Raw genomic sequence first — 16438 nt, 5'->3', positions numbered from 1 at the left:
TTCGAACTGCTTTGCCACAGAGGCACGGAGACTCGGAGGTTGCACAGAGCACGACAACGACTTGGGGGTCCGCGCCGAAACATCGGTGCGGACCCCCTAAGTCGTTCGCTGTTGCTGTTGGCCGTGCACTACCCGGCCACTGCAGTAGCTCCCACCACACGTCCTTCGTGTCTTCGTGCCTTCGTGGTGAAAAGCAGTTGCAGTCCTCCGTGCAACCTCCGTGCCTCTGTGCCTCCGTGGCATCAGTTGCCGTTCAGCCTCCACCCGCCACGGAATCAGAAGCCCGCGCATGGTATTCCCCCGTGCGCCCCTGCGTCGCCGGATGCCGCGACATCGACGCGTCTTCCGTCTCCGTGATCAACCGCACGCCGCGCTCGAAGAAGATGTAGTTGTACGCCCACTGCAGCAGCACGCTGATGCGGTTGCGGAAGCCCACGAGATACGCGATGTGCACGAACAGCCACAGGAACCACGCGATGTACCCGCGGAACTGCAGCTTGCCGTCGAAGAAGCTCGCCACCGCCTTGTGCCGGCCGATCGTCGCGAGGTCGCCCTTGTTGAAGTAGCGGAACGGCCGCGACGATTCGCCATCGAGCTGACGCAGGATGTTGCCTGCCGCCCACTTGCCCATCTGATTCGCCGCCGGCGCCACGCCCGGCACCCAGCGACCATCCGGCTGCTTCACCGCCGCCACGTCGCCGACCACGAACACGCGACCATCGCCCGGCAGCGAGAGATCCGGCTCGACCAACACACGCCCCGAGCGATCGAGCGGCACGTCGAGCGTCTTCACCAGCGGCGACGCTGCGTTGCCCGCCGCCCAGAACACCGACTGCGTCGGGATGAACTCCTCACCCACGCGCACGCCCTGCTCGGTGATGTCCGTGACCATCGTGTTCACGCGCACTTCGACCCCGAGCCGCTCGAGGTCGCGGCAGGCGCGCTGCGAGAGACGCTCCGGGAACGCCGGCAGGATGCGCGGACCGCCTTCAAGCAAGATCACCTTCACCATCGACGTATCGATGCGCCGGAAATCCGGACGGAAGGCGACTCGGCACATCTCCGGCAACACGCCGGCGAGCTCCACGCCGGTCGGACCACCGCCGACGATCACAAAGGTCAACAACGCCTTGCGCGCGGCTTCGTCTTCTTCCCACTCCGCGCGCTCGAAGGCCAACAGGAAGCGCTTGCGGATACGCCGCGCGTCCTCGACGCTCTTCAGGCCCGGCGCCCAGCGCTCCCAGCCGTCGTTGCCGAAGTAGCTGTGCCGCGTCCCCGGCGCCACGATCAGATAGTCGTAGTGCACCGGCTCCGGCTCGCCCACCACGCGGATCGAGCGGTTGCGGCGTTCGATCTTCTCCACCGTGCCCAGCAGCGTCGTCACGTTCTTCTGCTCGCGCAGCACCCAGCGGATCGGCGCGGTGATGTCACTCGGCGCCAACGACGTCGTCGCCACCTGGTACAGCAACGGCTGGAACAGATGGTGGTTCGTGCGGTCGATCAGCAGCACTTCGACGTCCCGGCGCTTCGCCAGCGCACGCGCCGCGTTGAGGCCGCCGAACCCACCGCCGATGATGACGACCCGCGCCTTCGGCTTCGCGGCGTTCATCGTGCCCCTCCCTCGGGAAGTCCCGCCGACAGCAGGTTCACGAACAACCGCGCACCGCCCGGCACGCCAGAGGGCAGTTGCCGGAACAGCGCCAGCGAGGTGTAGACGTAGCGCCCACGGCCCATCGGCAGGTCGAGGATCGCCCCGCTCTGCTCGGGCTCCTCGGGATCCTGCATCGCCAACGGCGTGCGATAGCGTTCGTCGATCGTGCTCGGCATATAGAGGGCGCGCTCCTGCACCCAGTCGGACCAGTCAGCGTCAGTGATGCGGTTCGGCCAACGCAGCAGCTTGCTCTGCGCATCCAGCACCCGCACGGGCGCGTCCTCGCGCGTGACGCGCGCCGCCGGCCGCGAGAACTCCACCGGATGCGGCATCATGCCCGGCTGCGCCATCTCGAACTGGCCGTACTGCACGACCAACGTGCCGCCGCCGCGCACCCACTCGAACAAACGCGGATTGGCCGCGCGAAGTTCGGCACTGGTCTCGTAGGCCCGCGGCCCGATGACCACCGTCGAGTACTGCGTGAGGTCGAGCAACGGCAGCTGGTCGGCCTCGAGCGTCGTCAGCGGGATCTCCAGCTGCGAGAGCACGGGGGCGCTCGCGTCGGACACGCCCCGCACGTAGGCCACGCGCAAGCCGCGCGGGATGTTCACGGGCACCGCCTGCAGGTACGCCGCCGACTGCCGGTACATCCGCTGCGGGCGGATATGCGGATACTCGATGGTCGCGAACCCTTCGACGAAGATCGTCCCCTCGCTCTCCACGCCGACGCCGAACTCGTGCCGCCCCGCGGCGAGCTGGCCCTTGAGCGTGATGTAGAGCTCCGAGGTCGCGCCGGGCTCGAGCAGCAGCGAATCGGGCAACCCTTCGCCGCGCACGCCGGGCGGAATCAGCGTCCGGAACCGCAGCATGCGCGGGCGCTCCGTGTGCGAGCGCACCGTCACGCGGAGGCGGCGGTCGAGCGGTACGCCGGCGCGCACGTACTCCAGCGTGCGGTCCAGCGCGATCGTGATCGGCGGCACGCCGCCCAACGGACGATTCTGCTCGCCGAGCACCGGATCGGCGAAGCGGTACACCACCGGGCCCGCATCGACGATCGTCTCCGTCCCCGCCACCATCACCCCCACGCGGACATCCGTCACGCGTCGGACGTCTTCGGCCACGCTCACCGCGGGCACCGAAGCCGTGGCCGGCCCCATCGTGACGCGCGCGAGGCCATCGCCAGCCGATTCCTGGTCGCGGAACATCGCCGTGCCCTGCCGCGTACCGACCCACCAAGGGCGGAGGTCGACGAGGCCCGTGACCGGCGCGGCGAGCACCGTGTCGCGGCCCGGTGCGATCGGCACCGGGCGCGGAAAGCGCTGCGGCGGGAATCCCGAGGCGGCGATCGACCGCAGCTCCACCGTGTCGCGCCCCCGGTTATAGACCGTGACCACCATCTGCACCGCATCGCCGAACGCCACGAGTTCCTGCCGCGCCGTCGCTTCGACGAGCACACCGGCCGCCTGCGCCAGCGCCGCGCGCGCACGCTGCAGGCTGCGCTCGAGCGCGGCGTCGAGTTCGATCAACTCGGCATCACAGGTCGTCGTCGCTGCCGGTGCCGGCACGAGCGGACACTGCGGGACCGCCGTGCGCAGGTACTCCAGCGTCGAGACGACCCGCGCCAACCCGGGCGCAATGCGCCCCGGCTCGCGCAGGTCCACCACGCGCCGCAGCGAATCCATGCGCGCCGGAATGCCGGCCAGCGCCGACGCACGGCCACCGGCCAGACGTGCCAGCCGCGCGAACGCGGTATCGACGCCGTCGAACAGCGTGCGCTCCGATTCCGCCGGCGTGCTGTCGTTGACGCGCGTCTTCAGGCGACGCAGGCCGACATTCACCGCCCCGCGCCGCTGCACGGCACCGAAGCCCTGCGAGCGATGCATCGAGCGACTCTCCGCCGCGATCTCCGCCGGCGAGCGACCCAGCACGGGATCGTACGCGCCGGCCGCGAGCATCAGCGGCGCCGGCCGCGTGCGCGTGCCGTAGTACAGCTTGGCCGGCGTCCACGGCGTCCCGTGCGATGCCACGGGGAAACGCAGCGTGTCCCCGGCCACGTCGAAGCCCTCCTGCGCCAGCAGGCCCGCCGCCTCGTGATGCCCGTGCCCATCCGCGCGCGTCCCCGACCACACGCTCACCACCACGTGCGGCTTGAAGCTGCGGATCACGCGCACCACGTCGCCCAGCAGCGCCTCGCGATCCCACTGCTCGAAGGTCTCCTCGGCGTTCTTCGAGAAGCCGAAGTCATACGCCCGCGCGAAGTACTGCTGCGCCCCGTCCACCCGACGCGCCGCGAGCAGCTCTTCCGTGCGGATCGCGCCAAGCGCCTCGCCCAACTCGTTGCCGATGAGGTTCTGCCCGCCGTCGCCGCGCGTGAGCGAGAGGTACGCCGCATGCACCTGGTGCCCGCGCGCCAGCGTCGCGAGCAGGTTTGTGTCTTCGTCGTCGGGATGCGCCGCGATCATCAGCACGCGCCCGGTGACCGTGATGCCACGGAGCAGCTGGTCCAACGCCGGCGCGCCGCGCTCTTGCCCGGAGGCAAGGCGCGGCGCGATCAGCATGGAGAGCGCGAAGCCGGCCAGCGCAGCCCGCGCGCCGGCCCGCAGTCGCCGCACGCTCACGGAGCCTTCATCGACATCGCGGTCACGCGACGCGCTCCCGTGTGGCGCACCGGCGCCGACAGCGCCTCGGTCACGATGCGCGTCTGCTCCTCCGTGTGCGCCGACGGATAGCCCTCCGCCGGGCTCGCCCGCTCCGGACGGCCGTAGTAGCGGATCACCAGCGCATTGCCCGTCGACACGCGCAGGCGCGGTGCCACGAAGGTCCACGCGCCCATGTTCTTCGGCTCTTCCTGCACCCAGGCGACTTCGTCGATGTGCGGGTACAGGTCCACCGTGCGCGCGATCTCCTCGTGCGGCCACGGATACAGTTCCTCGACCCGCACCACTGCCACGCTCTCCGGGATCCCCGCCGCGAGCAGGTCGTAGTAGACCTTGCCCGTGCAGAAGATCAGGCGCTTCACCGCCTGCCGCTTCTCGGCGCCCTTCGGGTCGTCGATCACCGGACGGAACGCGCCTTCGCTCAGGTCCTTCACCGTGCTCGACGCCTGCGCGAGGCGCAGCAGCGACTTCGGCTGCATGAGGACCAATGGTCTCCGCGCCAGCTTCACCTGGCGACGCAGGATGTGGAAGTACTGCGCCGGCGAGCTCGGATACGCCACGCGCATGTTGCTCTCGGCGCACATCTGCAGGAAGCGCTCGAGCCGCGCGCTCGAATGCTCCGGCCCCTGGCCCTCGTAGCCGTGCGGGAGGAGCATGACCAGCCCCGAGTCCTGCGCCCACTTCGCGCGGTCGCTCACGATGAACTGGTCGATCATCGGCTGCGCCATATTCGCGAAGTCGCCGAACTGGCCTTCCCAGAGCGTGAGCGTGTCCTTGGCCGCGACGCTGAAGCCGTACTCGAAGCCGAGGACGGCGAGTTCGCTCAGCGCCGAGTTGTAAGCCTCGAACGTGCCCTTTGCATTCGGCAGCGCCGCGAGGGGCGCGTACTTGCGGCCCGTATTCACGTCGTTGAGCACGGCGTGGCGGTGCGAGAACGTCCCGCGCTCCACGTCCTGGCCGCTCATGCGGATGTGCGTGCCTTCGGCGAGGATGCTCGCGAAGGCCAGTTGCTCCGCATGCCCCCAATCGATCGCGGGTTCGCCGCTCAGTGCCTCACGGCGACGCTCGAGCTGCTTGGCGAGCCGCGGATGCGGCGTGAAGTCGCTCGGGTAGGTGAGCAGCGCCTCGTTCCAGCCCTTGAGCCGGTCCGCCGCGACGGCCGTCGGCGCCGACGCCGACGTCGCCTCCACCGGATGCGGGTGATGCGGCGCGTCGGGGGCCTTCGACTCCTCGTACGCCGCCTGGAACACGGCCGCGACGTCCTTATCGAGCGCCTCCACCTGCGCCTCCGTCACCACGCCCTCGGTGACCATGCGCTTGGCGAACACCTGCCGCGGCGTCGGATGCGCCTTCACCTTCTCGTAGAGCTGCGGCTGCGTGTACGTCGGCTCGTCGCCCTCGTTGTGGCCCCAGCGGCGGTAGCCCACGAGGTCGATCAAGAAGTCCTTCTTGAAGCGCGCGCGGTACGCCACCGCGATGCGCATCGCGACGACGCAGGCCTCGGCGTTGTCGGCGTTCACGTGGATGATCGGCATCTCGAAGCCCTTCGCGATGTCCGACGCATAGTGCGTCGAGCGCGAGTCGATGGGATCCGTGGTGAAGCCGATCTGGTTGTTCACGATGATGTGCAGCGTGCCGCCGACGCGGTACGCGCGCAGCCGCGACAGGTTGAACGTCTCCGGCACGATGCCCTCGCCCGGGAACGCCGCGTCGCCGTGGATGCACACCGGCACCACCTTGCTCTCGTCACGCTGCGCACGGTCCTGCGCGTCACGCTGCCATGCGCGCGCCGCGCCCTGCAGCACCGGGTTCACGATCTCCAGGTGGCTGGGGTTCGGCACCAGCGAGAGCTTCACGCGCTTGCCGTTGACCTCGCGCACGTTCTCGAAGCCGAGGTGGTACTTCACGTCGCCCGTGGACGCATCCGCGAGATGCCCGTGCTTGCCCTGGAACTCGCCGAGGATGTGCGGCAGCGGCTTGCCCATCACGTGCCCGAGCACGGAGATGCGGCCGCGGTGCGCCATCGAGATCGCCACGTGCTCCGCCCCATGCGCCGCGCTCTCGCTGATCGCCGTGTCGAGCATCGGCACCAGCGCGTCCGTGCCCTCGATCGAGAAACGCTTGTAGCCCACGAAGGTGCGGCCGAGGAAGCGCTCGAAGCCGTCCACCTCCGTGAGGCGACGCAGCACCTGCTGCTTCTCCTCCACCGTGAGCGGCCGCGTCAGCTGCTCCTCCGTGAAGAGCTGGCGGAACCACGTGCGCTCCTCGTCGGAGCCGAGGTGCCCGACTTCCACGGCGAGGTGGCGCATGTAACGCTTCCGCAGCCGCTCGGCCACGTCCTTCGCCGTGGCGAGATGCGGCCAGCCCAGCGAGGCGCCCGAGACCAGCTCGAGTTCCGCCTCGGTGATGCCGTGGAACTCCGGCGTCAGCTCCTCGGCACCCGGCGGCGGACTGCCGAGCGGATCCAGCTGCACCGCCATGTGGCCGTAGTAGCGGATGGCCGTCGTGTAGCGCGCCGCGCCCGCGACGATGCGCGCGTAGTCGTCACCGCCGCCCGACGACGGGCCGCGGCCCATCGCTTCTTCGGCGAAGCGGAAGAACTGGCGCCACGATTCCTCCACGGACGCGGGGTCCTGGCGGTAGCGCTCGAACTGCTCGGCGGCGTAAGCGTCGTTGAAGACGCTGGCGATGGGGGGCGTGTCCTGTGCCATGCCCCAAATCTAATGATTTCGCGCGCGGAATCCGGCCCGGCCGAGGCGGAATCGCTACCCGATTTCCGCCAGCCGGTCGTGCACCTCGAGCGCCGTCTGCGGCCGTGCATCCGCCTTCTTGGCCAGCATCTGCACGATCAGCGCGTCGAAGGCCGCCGGCAGCTCCGCGTTGTACGCCCGCGGCGCGTCCGGCGTGTCCTCGAGCAGCCGCGCAATCATCTGATACGGCGTGTCCGCCGTGAGCGGCGTGCGGCCGGTCACGCACTCGTACAGCACCGCGCCCATCGCGTAGATGTCCACGCGCTGATCCACCGGCTCGCCCGTCACCTGCTCGGGCGCCATGTACTCCGGCGTGCCGATGATCGCCCCCGCCTGCGTCACGCCGCTCTCCTGCGGCCGCGAGGCCAGTCGCGCGATGCCGAAGTCCATGACCTTCAGCACGCCGTCGGGCTCGACCACCATGTTCTGCGGCTTGATGTCGCGGTGGATGATGCCCTGCTCGTGCGCGACCTCCAACGCACGCGCCAACTGCTTGCCGACGCTCAGCGCCACGGCGATCGGCAACTTGCCGCGCGAGCGGATCAGCTGCTTCAGCGACGTGCCCTCGACGTACTCCATCGTGATGAAGTACAGGCCGTCGCGCTCGCCGATGTCATGCGTGCGCACGACGTTGCGGTGCGAGATCTTCCGCGCGAGGCGGATTTCGCTCTTGAACCGCTCGAGCGCCGTCGGATCCTCCTTGAGGAAGTCCGGCTTGAGCGTCTTGATGGCGATCGCCTCGCCGAGCTCGCGGTCCACCGCCTTGAACACCGTGCCCATGCCGCCCTGGCCGAGAATCTCCTTCACCTCGTAGCGGTTGGCGAAGGTGCTGCCGGGGACGAGCCCCGCCGCCGCCGCGCGATTCGCCTGCGTCCCGGTCAGCGCAGCGGCGTTGAGCTGCACGGTCTTGGCGTCGTCTCCGGCGCCCGAAAGGAACTCCACGAGCTGCTGCTTCTCCTTCAAGTCGCCGAGCAGGCGGCGGAACGCCGAGGCCAGCGCGCCGATCTCGTCCTTTGACGCCGCGGTGATCTCGGCGTTGTAGTCGCCGTCCGAGGCGCGCATCGCGGCGTCGGCGAGCTTCGTGACGGGCCGCGTCACCCAGCGCGCCACCAAGAGCGAGAACAGGAACGCGGCCAGCAGGCCAAGCGCGCCGCTCAGGAGGATCGTGCGCTCCAACTGCCGGAACAGCGCAAACTCGGCATCGCGGTTGCGCAGCAGCACGTAACCACCCAGCGGAGCGCCACCGGCCGATTGGAGGATGCCACCGAGCGCCACGTAGTCCGTGCCGGCGATGTCGACATCCGCGCGCATCACATCGCCCTCGGCGCTGGCGACGCCGTGGAGCTTCTCGAGCAGCGCCGGCGTCAGGTCCGCCCGGTCCAGTGTCGACGCGTTGACGTGCGGGACGCCCGCGTCATCGAGGGCATAGAACACCACATCCACGGCGTCGGCCGCCGACTGCTTCACCTGACGGGCGAACTCGTCGGTGATGTAGCTGACCGCCATCAGCGCGCCATACACCACGCCGTTGTCCTCGATCGGCACCACGGCGGCTTGGAAGAGCAGCGTGTCGTCCCAGATGCCGAACGCGTCGATCTCGTTGCCTTCGAGCGCGCCGCCGATGGACGGCGAGGACGCCAATGACTCGGCCGGCGCGTCGGGATCGTCGCTCTTCGCCAGCCGCGTACCCTGCCCGTCCGTGATCTGCACCCAATCCGCGCCCACCGCGTCGGCCGCGACGTTCGCCTGGTCCAACAGGTCGGCGACGATGCCCTGCCGCACCTGGTCCCGGAACACGCCGTTGTTCGTGAACGTGCGGGCCGAACCGATCAGCCCCTTGAAACGACCGCCGATCTGGGCGTCCAGCGCGAGCTGCGCCGCGGCGCCCACGCGCGCCACGCTCGCCTCGGCCGCCGTGCGCGCCGAGCGCGCCGTGATCGCCAGCGTCGCGCCGAGGACGACGAGCACGACCACCGAGATGCCGATGAAGATCTTGACCGAAAGCGAAAGGCCGCGCGAAGCCACGGAGGAGAGGGCGAAAGGGGGACCGCTGGGCAGCGGCGAGGAGGCGCTAGTAGCGGTTGGGGCCGCTGCGGTCGTACTCGCGACCGAACTTGTTGCGGTGCTGCACGAAGCGGAAGCCGCGGGCGTCGAGCGTGACGTCGAACGACGGATTGCCGCTCGCCACGACCGTCAGCGGCCGCTCGACCGGCGTCGCGCGCTCATGCCAGATGTGCACGGTATACTCGCCCGCCGGCACGTTCGGGATGCGCCAGCGCCCGTCCTCGCCGACCTGCGTGTAGTACGGCGTATCCACCGCCAGCACGAACGAGGTCATGCGCGGATGGATGTTGCAGTAGATCGGCACCACGCCCGCCCGCCGGAACGTCACGTCGCGCGAGCGCCCCGACGGATACAGCCCGAGGTCGAAGCGCGCCAACGGCGACGTCGAGAACACGTTGTGGCTGAACGGATCCTGGTTGGGGAAGCTCACCTTGCTGCCCACCGGCACCACACGCACGCGCGGCACGAACGCGCGGCCGTTCATCGCGATGGTGGCGTCGGCCGCGCCACGCCGCGCGGTGGCACTGCCGCTGCGCACGAGGTAGATAATGGTGTTGCCGAGGTCCTCCGTCGACTCACCCGCGCGCTCGGTGATGCTCACGCGGCCCTCGACGACACCCTGCGCCGTCGCCGGTCGCGATACCCACGCCACGAGCGCCGGCAGCGCTCCGCAGAGCAGGGCCAGTCGCCGCACCTTCACGCCTTTCGTGGATCCGTCTCGATGCATCACGCGTCCCTCCGGTCGACACCTGCCCGCGCGCGCTCGGCGCACGCTGCCCAGAACATAATGCGCGGCGCAGCCCTCGCGTTCGCGCTCGTGACGTCAGTCACACCGGCGCAAGCGCAGGATCCGACTCCACCGGCCGTCGACTCCCTGCGGCAGCGCCTCGAGGACCTCGAAGCCACCATCGAGATGCTGCGCGAGCAGCTCGCCACTGAAGCGGGCACCGCGGTGCGCACCCGCTCGCGCGCGGCGCTGGAACTGCGCGGGCGCGTGCTCATGAACTCCCTGTTCACGAGCGGCCGCACCAACAACGTGGATGTCCCGCTCGTCGCCGCCGCGACACTGCCGGAGCAACGACCGGGCGGCGGCACGATCACGATGCGCCAGACGATGCTCGGCTTCGCCGTCACCGCCCCGGACGTCGTCGGAGCGCACTTCACCGGCGACCTCGACGTGGACTTCTTCGGCGGCCAGGTCGCGAGCACGGGCGGCCGACACTTCCCGTTGCTGCGCCTACGGACGGCACGCGCCACGCTGGCGTGGAATCGCGTCACGCTCATGGCGGGGCAGGAGACGCCATTGATCGCCGACATCGATCCCGTGAGTCTCGCGTCGGTCGGCACGCCAGGATTCACGACCGCGGGCAATCTCTGGCTGTGGTTGCCGCAGATCCGCGCGACCGTCGAATCACCAGGCGCCGTGCGCGTCGCCTTCCAAGGCGCCGTGCTCGCACCCACGCCGATCACCGCACAGACCGCCTTCAACACCAGCTTCGACGCCGCCGAACGCTCGCGCATGCCGTCGCTGCAGGCGCGACTTAGCGCCCGCTGGGGCAGCGAGGAGTCCGCCGCCGAGGTCGGCATCGGCGTGCATCGCGGCCGCGCGAGGGCGCAGGCGGACTCGGTGGAACGGCACAGTGAGGCGATTGCCGTCAGCGCGAGCGTGCCCTTCCTCGGCATCTTCGAGTTCCGCGGCGAGGCCTTCGATGGCCAGCTCCTCAGCGGTCTCGGCGGCGGTGGCATCGGCCAGGGGTTCTCGGACGACGGGCGTCCCGTGCGCGCGCGCGGTGGCTGGGGCCAGCTCAACCTGCGTCCGAACGCGCGCTGGGTCCTTGGCATCGGTAGCGGCGTGGATGCCGCGAACGTCGACGACGTGCCCGCGGTCTCGGCGCGGATCCGCAACGACGTGGATGCGCTGCACGCGCAGTGGACACCGACAGGCCCGTTGCTCTTCGGCCTTGAGTACCGCCGCATCCGGACCGCGTATCGCGACGCGGCGCGGCAGAAGGCCCATCACATCAACCTCGCCGTCGGCTTTCAGTTCTGAGGCATGGGCGGGCGTCGCGCATGCGACGCCCGCCTAGCCCTGCGCTTCCACCACGCGCACCGGAATCCCACCGTTGCTCGTGCGCAACCGCTCGGTGAACCGCAGCCCCGTGTGCCCATCGAGCGCACGGTCAGCACTGAGCATCGCGAAGCGCCAGCCACGCCCCTGCTCGCGCAGCACACGGCCCAGCGTCGCGTACAGGTCGCGCAGCGGTCCGCGTTCGCTCACGCGCACGCCGTAGGGCGGATTCGTGATGAGCAGCCCCGGGCCCGGCGGCAACTGCGTCGCCGCCAGCGGGCGCTGCAGCACCTCGAGGTCGGCGCGCACGCCCGCGCGCTCGGCGTTGGCAATCGCCGCCGCGACGGCGCCGGCATCGCGGTCGGCCCCGATGATCGCCGCCGGCGCCTTCGGCAGTACCTGCTCGGCGGCCTGTGCGCGCTGCCGTGCCCACGCCTCAGCCGGCACTTCGGGCCACCGCTCGGCCGCAAAGCTGCGCCACGACCCCGGCGCGATACGCCGCGCCATCATCGCCGCCTCGATCAACAGCGTCCCTGACCCGCAGAACGGATCCACCAGCGGCTGCCGCACGTCGTAGCGGGCGGCGCTCAGCATGGCCGCCGCGAGCGTCTCGCGCATCGGCGCCTTCGCCACCGCCTGCCGATATCCGCGGCGGTGCAGCAACGCCCCGGAACTGTCGGCGCTCACCGTGCAGCGGTCATGCTCGAACCGCACCACGAACAGCTGCGCACTCGCCGCATCGGCGGCCACGCCGAGCGCATGTGGCGTGTCGTCGAGCGGCTCGTCCTCATCCTTCGCCGGCCCGTCCACGCGCCGCGCACCCGGCACCGCCCGTTCGATCGCCTCCGCCACGCGCTGCGCGATGGCGTCGGAATGGTAGAGCCGCGACTTCTTGGCTGTGACGCGCAGCCGGTAGCTCGCGTTCGGACCCAGCATGCGCGTCCATTCCACGCGCCGCGCGGCACGCTCGAGCTCGTGGAACGCCAGCGCCTTGAACGTCGCGAGTCGTACGACGACGCGGCTCGCGAGCCGCGACTGGAGGTTTGCGCGCGCCAGGCCGCTCGCATCACAGGCGAAGCGCACGCCGCCCGTGCTGGCCGCCGCGTCGGCGAAGCCCAACGTGCGCAGTTCGGCTTCGAGCAGCGGCTCGAGGCCCGGTGCCGCGACGGCCCATGCGTCGTAGGTCATGTCGTGCGGCGGCGTGCGTCGACGACGCGCCAGCCGAGCAGCGCCGTCAGGATCAGCGCGTACACGAGCGGCTCACGCCAATCGAGCTTCACCGCCATGAAGAAGTGGATCAAGCCAAGGACCGCAACGACGTAAACCAAGCGGTGCAGCTTCACCCACGATTTCCCAAGCCGCTTGATCATGCCCTTCGTGCTGGTGACCGCCAACGGCAACATCAGCAGCAGCGCCAGCATGCCGATGGTGATGAACGGCCGTTTCAAGAGGTCCGTCTGCACGACGTCCCAGCCGACGAGGTCATCGATGATGAGCTGCACGTCGATGATCGCCCACACCAAGAGGTGCAGCACGCCGTACGAAAACGCATAAAGCCCCAGCGCGCGCCGATGCTTCGCCAGCCAGTTCCAGCCCGTGAGGCGGCGCAGTGGCGTGATTGCAAGCGTGGCCAGCAGCGCGCGCAGCGTCCACGCGCCGTACGCATGCTCGGCGGCCTTGATCGGATCGGACCCGAGATAGCGCGACCCGAGCGCGAAGTCCGAGTAGATCGCCCACGCGTACCACAGCGCCGGTACCGTCGCCGCGACGATCAGCACGACGCCGAAGCCCCGCGGCTGGCGCTCGATGCCGCCGAGTGGCTTCGCCGCCGCCACTCAGTAGTTCCGGCGGAGATCCAGCCCCGAATACAGCGACGCCACCTGGTCTGCATACCCGTTGAACGGCAGCGTCGGCCGGCGGCGGAACTCCCCGATGCGCCGCTCCGTCGCCTGGCTCCAGCGCGGATGGTCCACCTGCGGGTTCACGTTGGCGTAGAAGCCATACTCCTGCGGCGCCGACTTCTCCCACGAGCTCAGCGGCTGCCGCTCCGTGAAGCGGATCCGCACGATGCTCTTGATGCCCTTGAAGCCGTACTTCCACGGCACCACGAGCCGCAGCGGGGCGCCGTTCTGGTTCGGCAGGTCGCGGCCGTAGACGCCCGTCGCCAGCAGCGTCAGCGGATGCCGCGCCTCATCGAGCCGCAGGCCCTCGACGTACGGCCAGTCGAGGATCGGGAAACGCTGCCCCGGCATGCGCCGCGCGTCCATCAACGTCGTGAACTCCACGAACTTCGCCGACGCGCGCGGGCGCGCCCGGTCGATCACGTCCTTCAGCGGGATGCCGCGCCACGGGATCACCATCGACCACGCTTCCACGCAGCGCATGCGGTAGATGCGGTCCTCGACGCGCGACGGCTTGAGGAAATCTTCCAACTGGAAGTCGCCCGGATTGTCGCAGAGCCCGTCCACCTTCACGGTCCACGGCCGCGGCACGAAGTTCACGGCGTTGCGCGCCGGATCCTCCTTGCCCGTCCCGAACTCGTAGAAGTTGTTGTAGCCCGTCACGTCGGCCCACGGCGTGGGCGTGTCGTTGGGCTGCAGGCCGTACGGCGTCCCGCGGGCCTGCGGTGCGTCTTGCTGACCCTGCGTCGCGGCCTGCGCGATGCGGGCGGCGCCGAGCAGGCCGGCGCCGGCCACGCCGGCGGCCGCGAGGAACCTGCGACGGTCGAGGTACCACGCCTCGGGCGTGAGCTCGCTGGACGGAAGCTTGGGAATGGGCATACTAGAATGTAGGGCAGAACTCTTGTCTGGGTTCCCGCGTTCGTCCGGTGCCGAACGCAGTCCAACCTTCGCCAATCCCCATGTCCTCCCGCCCACAGTCGTTCCAGAGCCACACGGCCTGGCAGCCCATGTTCCACTTCATCGCCTCGCCGCTCACGATGCTCTACATGCTGTACGCCATCAACCTGGCGTTTCGTGAGCCGGTCAAGGCGAACCTCATCCACGCGGTCTGGGCGACCGCGATCGCCGTCGGCGTGTTCGCCTCGCGCATCATGGTACTCACGGTCCAGAACCGCGTGATTCGCCTCGAGATGCGCCTGCGCCTCAAGGAGCTCCTGAGCGGCGACCTCCTCGCGCGCAGCAAGGCGCTCACGGTGCGCCAGCTGATCGCGCTGCGCTTCGCCTCCGACGCCGAACTCCCCGCGCTCATCGAGCGCACGCTCAAGGGCGAGTTCAAGTCGGGCAAGGAGATCAAGGCCGCCATCAAGGACTGGCAGGCCGACTGGCTCCGGGCCTAAGACTCCTTCAACAGCTGGCGGTGCCAGCTGTCGCGGGCCGGGCCCTCGAAACGCTCGCGGTACGCCCCAAGCGTCGTCACGGTGGTATCGAACACCACGGTATCACCGCTGGCGTCGCCCTCGGCGACCATGCGCTCGAACTCCGGCAGCGGCAGGCAGTGCACCATCTCGCCGGCATCGCGGAAGTAGACGTTGCCGCCGCCCACCATCGACGTGCCGATGCCCGCCTCGATCTCCTGCAGCGTCCGGAAGAGGCCGTCGATCGAGCAGCCCGACGCATCGGACGCGCGCTCATCCACGGCGACCACGAGGAAGTGCTCGTCGCGGAAGATGCGGCCGCAGACCAGCGGCGTCCCGTGCGCCTTCCACTGCTTGAGGTAGCGATCCACCGCCGCCATGAGGCGCGGTTCGTCCACCTCGTCGATCGGCGCGCGCGCGCCGAAGACCCAGCAGCGGGAGTCGTCGGGAAGGCTATCGAAAGGCACGAGAGGCATCGGCGAAAGTTACAATATCCGGCAACCCCGCACCCGAGTCCGTCATGGCCGCCACCGCCGGATGGTTCACGCCCATGCTGCACGCGATGGACCTCGCGCGCTCCATTCGCTTCTACGAGACCCTCGGCTTCGAACTCATCGACACCGACCGCTGCGAGCCGCTGGGCTGGGCCCGCCTCCACTGCCAGGGCGGCGCCGTGATGCTGCTGCGCGCCGAGCACCCGCCCGAGATCGACAAGCAGGGCGTCATGTTCTACATGTACGCCGACGACCTGCCGCCGTATCGCCAGCGCCTGGTGGACGCGGGACTCGAGCCCACGGAGATCCAGTATCCCGACCACGGCCCGAGCGGCGAGATCTACCTGCGCGATCCCGATGGCTACTTCATCGGCGTGGCGCACTGGGGCGAGAAGGAACACTCGGAGTGGCTCAAGCGCATCGGACGCACAAGCATCTGAGCCCGCCCGCCTAGATGTCGGTTCTAAGGACGTTGTTCACGCTGCATGAGGAAGTGGAGCAGCGGCGGGACGCGGCCGAGCGACCGGTGCGGCCGTTCGACGTTGTAGCAATCTAGGAAGTCGGGCAGCGCCGCGTTGCGGTGCGCCGAGGTCCGGTATGGCTTCTTGTAGGCCCAGCGGCGGAGCGCGGTCTGGATGAAGCGCTCCGCCTTGCCGTTCGTCTGCGGGCGGTAGGGCTTGGTGCGCAGGTGCCGGATCCCGTGCGCGGCCAGCGCGGCCTGCACCGCGTGGCTCGTGTACGCCTTGGCGTTGTCGGTCATCACACCGGTGACGGCGATGCCCAGCTGCGCAAACCAGCGGCGCGCCGCCTCGAGGAAGCGGGTGCACGCCGCCGCGTCCTGTGTCGGCAGCAGCGCCGCGTACGCGAGCCGCGTCGTCGACCGCGACGTGGAGATGGTCCTGCCCGAGCCCCCGACGGCGGCCGACCTTCGAGCGGTTGCCGTGCGCGCGATGGCCCGCCGTGACGAAGCGATCGAGGGCCTTCGTGTCGACATGCACGAGCTCGCCGGGCGTCTCGCGCTGGTAGCGCGGCCCGCCCGTCGCCCCCGGGCCCTTCAGCCGGCCCTGGCCCGCGCGCGTGAGGACCCGGCCCACGGTCGAGACCGCGAGCCCGAGCCGCTCCGCGATCTCCGGCCCGGTGAGCCGCGTCGCGCGCAGGCGGAGAATCCGCTCGATGAGCGCCGGCCGCGTGGCGGTCGGCGAGCGATGCGGGCGCGAGGAGCGGTCGGCCAGCGCCGCCCAGCCCCCGGCCGCGAAGCGGCGCAGCCACTTGTAAGCCGTGCTCGGGCTGATGTGGAGGGCCGCGGCGACGGCGCGCACCGGCTCGCCGTCGAGGACCACCCGGCGGACGAGCTCGGCTCGCCCCCAGGCGGTCAATCGCGCATTGTTGTGGATGTTCACTGAGGCCTCTGGCTGAAGGTTGGGTGGCTCGCACCTCC

At 69.8% G+C, this 16438-nt stretch carries 13 protein-coding genes and 1 pseudogene; 3 read left to right on the top strand and 11 right to left on the bottom strand.

The genetic code is table 11. The annotated features are described in order from the left end of the window. Positions 1-253 precede the first annotated feature (253 nt). Genes Strain318_RS01070 through Strain318_RS01050 form a run of 5 tightly spaced genes read right to left on the bottom strand, consistent with a single transcriptional unit; the run spans position 254 to position 9849 of the window. Positions 254-1609, bottom strand: a complete 1356-nt coding sequence (locus Strain318_RS01070) for an NAD(P)/FAD-dependent oxidoreductase (protein ID WP_367886689.1) — start codon at positions 1607-1609, stop codon at positions 254-256. After that, positions 1606-4269, bottom strand: a complete 2664-nt coding sequence (locus tag Strain318_RS01065; RefSeq protein WP_367886688.1) for a PIG-L family deacetylase — start codon at positions 4267-4269, stop codon at positions 1606-1608. Before Strain318_RS01065 ends, Strain318_RS01070 begins: the two co-directional genes overlap by 4 nt. Continuing rightward, positions 4266-7019 carry a 2-oxoglutarate dehydrogenase E1 component gene (locus Strain318_RS01060; RefSeq protein WP_367886687.1) on the bottom strand — a complete coding sequence of 918 codons (2754 nt, stop codon included), beginning with the start codon at positions 7017-7019 and terminating at the stop codon, positions 4266-4268. The genes Strain318_RS01065 and Strain318_RS01060 overlap by 4 nt, the downstream gene beginning before the upstream one ends. 54 nt (positions 7020-7073) lie before the next feature. Then, the gene (locus tag Strain318_RS01055; RefSeq protein WP_367886686.1) at positions 7074-9083 is read right to left on the bottom strand and encodes a protein kinase domain-containing protein; all 2010 of its coding nucleotides are present in this window, start codon (positions 9081-9083) and stop codon (positions 7074-7076) included. 46 nt (positions 9084-9129) lie between these two features. Beyond that, on the bottom strand, positions 9130-9849 hold the full coding sequence (locus Strain318_RS01050; RefSeq protein WP_367886685.1) for a carboxypeptidase regulatory-like domain-containing protein: 720 nt from the start codon (positions 9847-9849) through the stop codon (positions 9130-9132). 60 nt (positions 9850-9909) lie between these two features. On the opposite strand from Strain318_RS01050, the gene Strain318_RS01045 reads away from it, so the two are divergent. Continuing rightward, a complete protein-coding gene (locus tag Strain318_RS01045; RefSeq protein WP_367886684.1) occupies positions 9910-11172 on the top strand; it encodes a hypothetical protein in 1263 nt (420 codons plus the stop codon). A 33-nt stretch (positions 11173-11205) separates the two neighbouring features. On the opposite strand, the gene Strain318_RS01040 is transcribed toward Strain318_RS01045, so the two are convergent. From Strain318_RS01040 to msrP, 3 genes are read right to left on the bottom strand one after another with little or no spacing between them, the layout of a single operon-like run. After that, on the bottom strand, positions 11206-12378 hold the full coding sequence (locus tag Strain318_RS01040) for a THUMP domain-containing class I SAM-dependent RNA methyltransferase (protein WP_367886683.1): 1173 nt from the start codon (positions 12376-12378) through the stop codon (positions 11206-11208). Beyond that, a complete protein-coding gene (locus Strain318_RS01035; protein WP_367886682.1) occupies positions 12375-13025 on the bottom strand; it encodes a protein-methionine-sulfoxide reductase heme-binding subunit MsrQ in 651 nt (216 codons plus the stop codon). Before Strain318_RS01035 ends, Strain318_RS01040 begins: the two co-directional genes overlap by 4 nt. Further along, positions 13026-13970, bottom strand: a complete 945-nt coding sequence (msrP, locus tag Strain318_RS01030) for a protein-methionine-sulfoxide reductase catalytic subunit MsrP (protein WP_367886681.1) — start codon at positions 13968-13970, stop codon at positions 13026-13028. A gap of 80 nt (positions 13971-14050) precedes the next feature. Between msrP and Strain318_RS01025 the strand changes: the two genes are divergently transcribed. Next, on the top strand, positions 14051-14488 hold the full coding sequence (locus tag Strain318_RS01025) for a DUF6526 family protein (RefSeq protein WP_367886680.1): 438 nt from the start codon (positions 14051-14053) through the stop codon (positions 14486-14488). On the opposite strand, the gene Strain318_RS01020 is transcribed toward Strain318_RS01025, so the two are convergent. Beyond that, the gene (locus tag Strain318_RS01020) at positions 14485-14982 is read right to left on the bottom strand and encodes a hypothetical protein (RefSeq protein ID WP_367886679.1); all 498 of its coding nucleotides are present in this window, start codon (positions 14980-14982) and stop codon (positions 14485-14487) included. The two genes, Strain318_RS01025 and Strain318_RS01020, sit on opposite strands and share 4 nt — an antisense overlap. Positions 14983-15026: 44 nt before the next feature. Between Strain318_RS01020 and Strain318_RS01015 the strand changes: the two genes are divergently transcribed. After that, on the top strand, positions 15027-15440 hold the full coding sequence (locus tag Strain318_RS01015; RefSeq protein WP_367886678.1) for a VOC family protein: 414 nt from the start codon (positions 15027-15029) through the stop codon (positions 15438-15440). Positions 15441-15463: 23 nt separating this feature from the next. Here Strain318_RS01015 and Strain318_RS01010 read toward each other — a convergent pair whose 3' ends face one another. Next, positions 15464-15994: an integrase core domain-containing protein gene (locus Strain318_RS01010; RefSeq protein WP_367886677.1), complete on the bottom strand. Its 531-nt coding sequence runs from the start codon at positions 15992-15994 to the stop codon at positions 15464-15466. A 97-nt stretch (positions 15995-16091) separates the two neighbouring features. Further along, positions 16092-16400 (bottom strand): annotated as a pseudogene (locus tag Strain318_RS01005) (leucine zipper domain-containing protein); the annotation flags it as partial. Between the last annotated feature and the right edge of the window lie 38 nt (positions 16401-16438).

The organism is Pseudogemmatithrix spongiicola, assembly GCF_030623445.1.
Taxonomy (GTDB): domain Bacteria; phylum Gemmatimonadota; class Gemmatimonadetes; order Gemmatimonadales; family Gemmatimonadaceae; genus Pseudogemmatithrix; species Pseudogemmatithrix spongiicola.
Note: the sequence above shows the minus strand (reverse complement) of the source record. Positions and strands in the feature narration are given on the sequence as shown.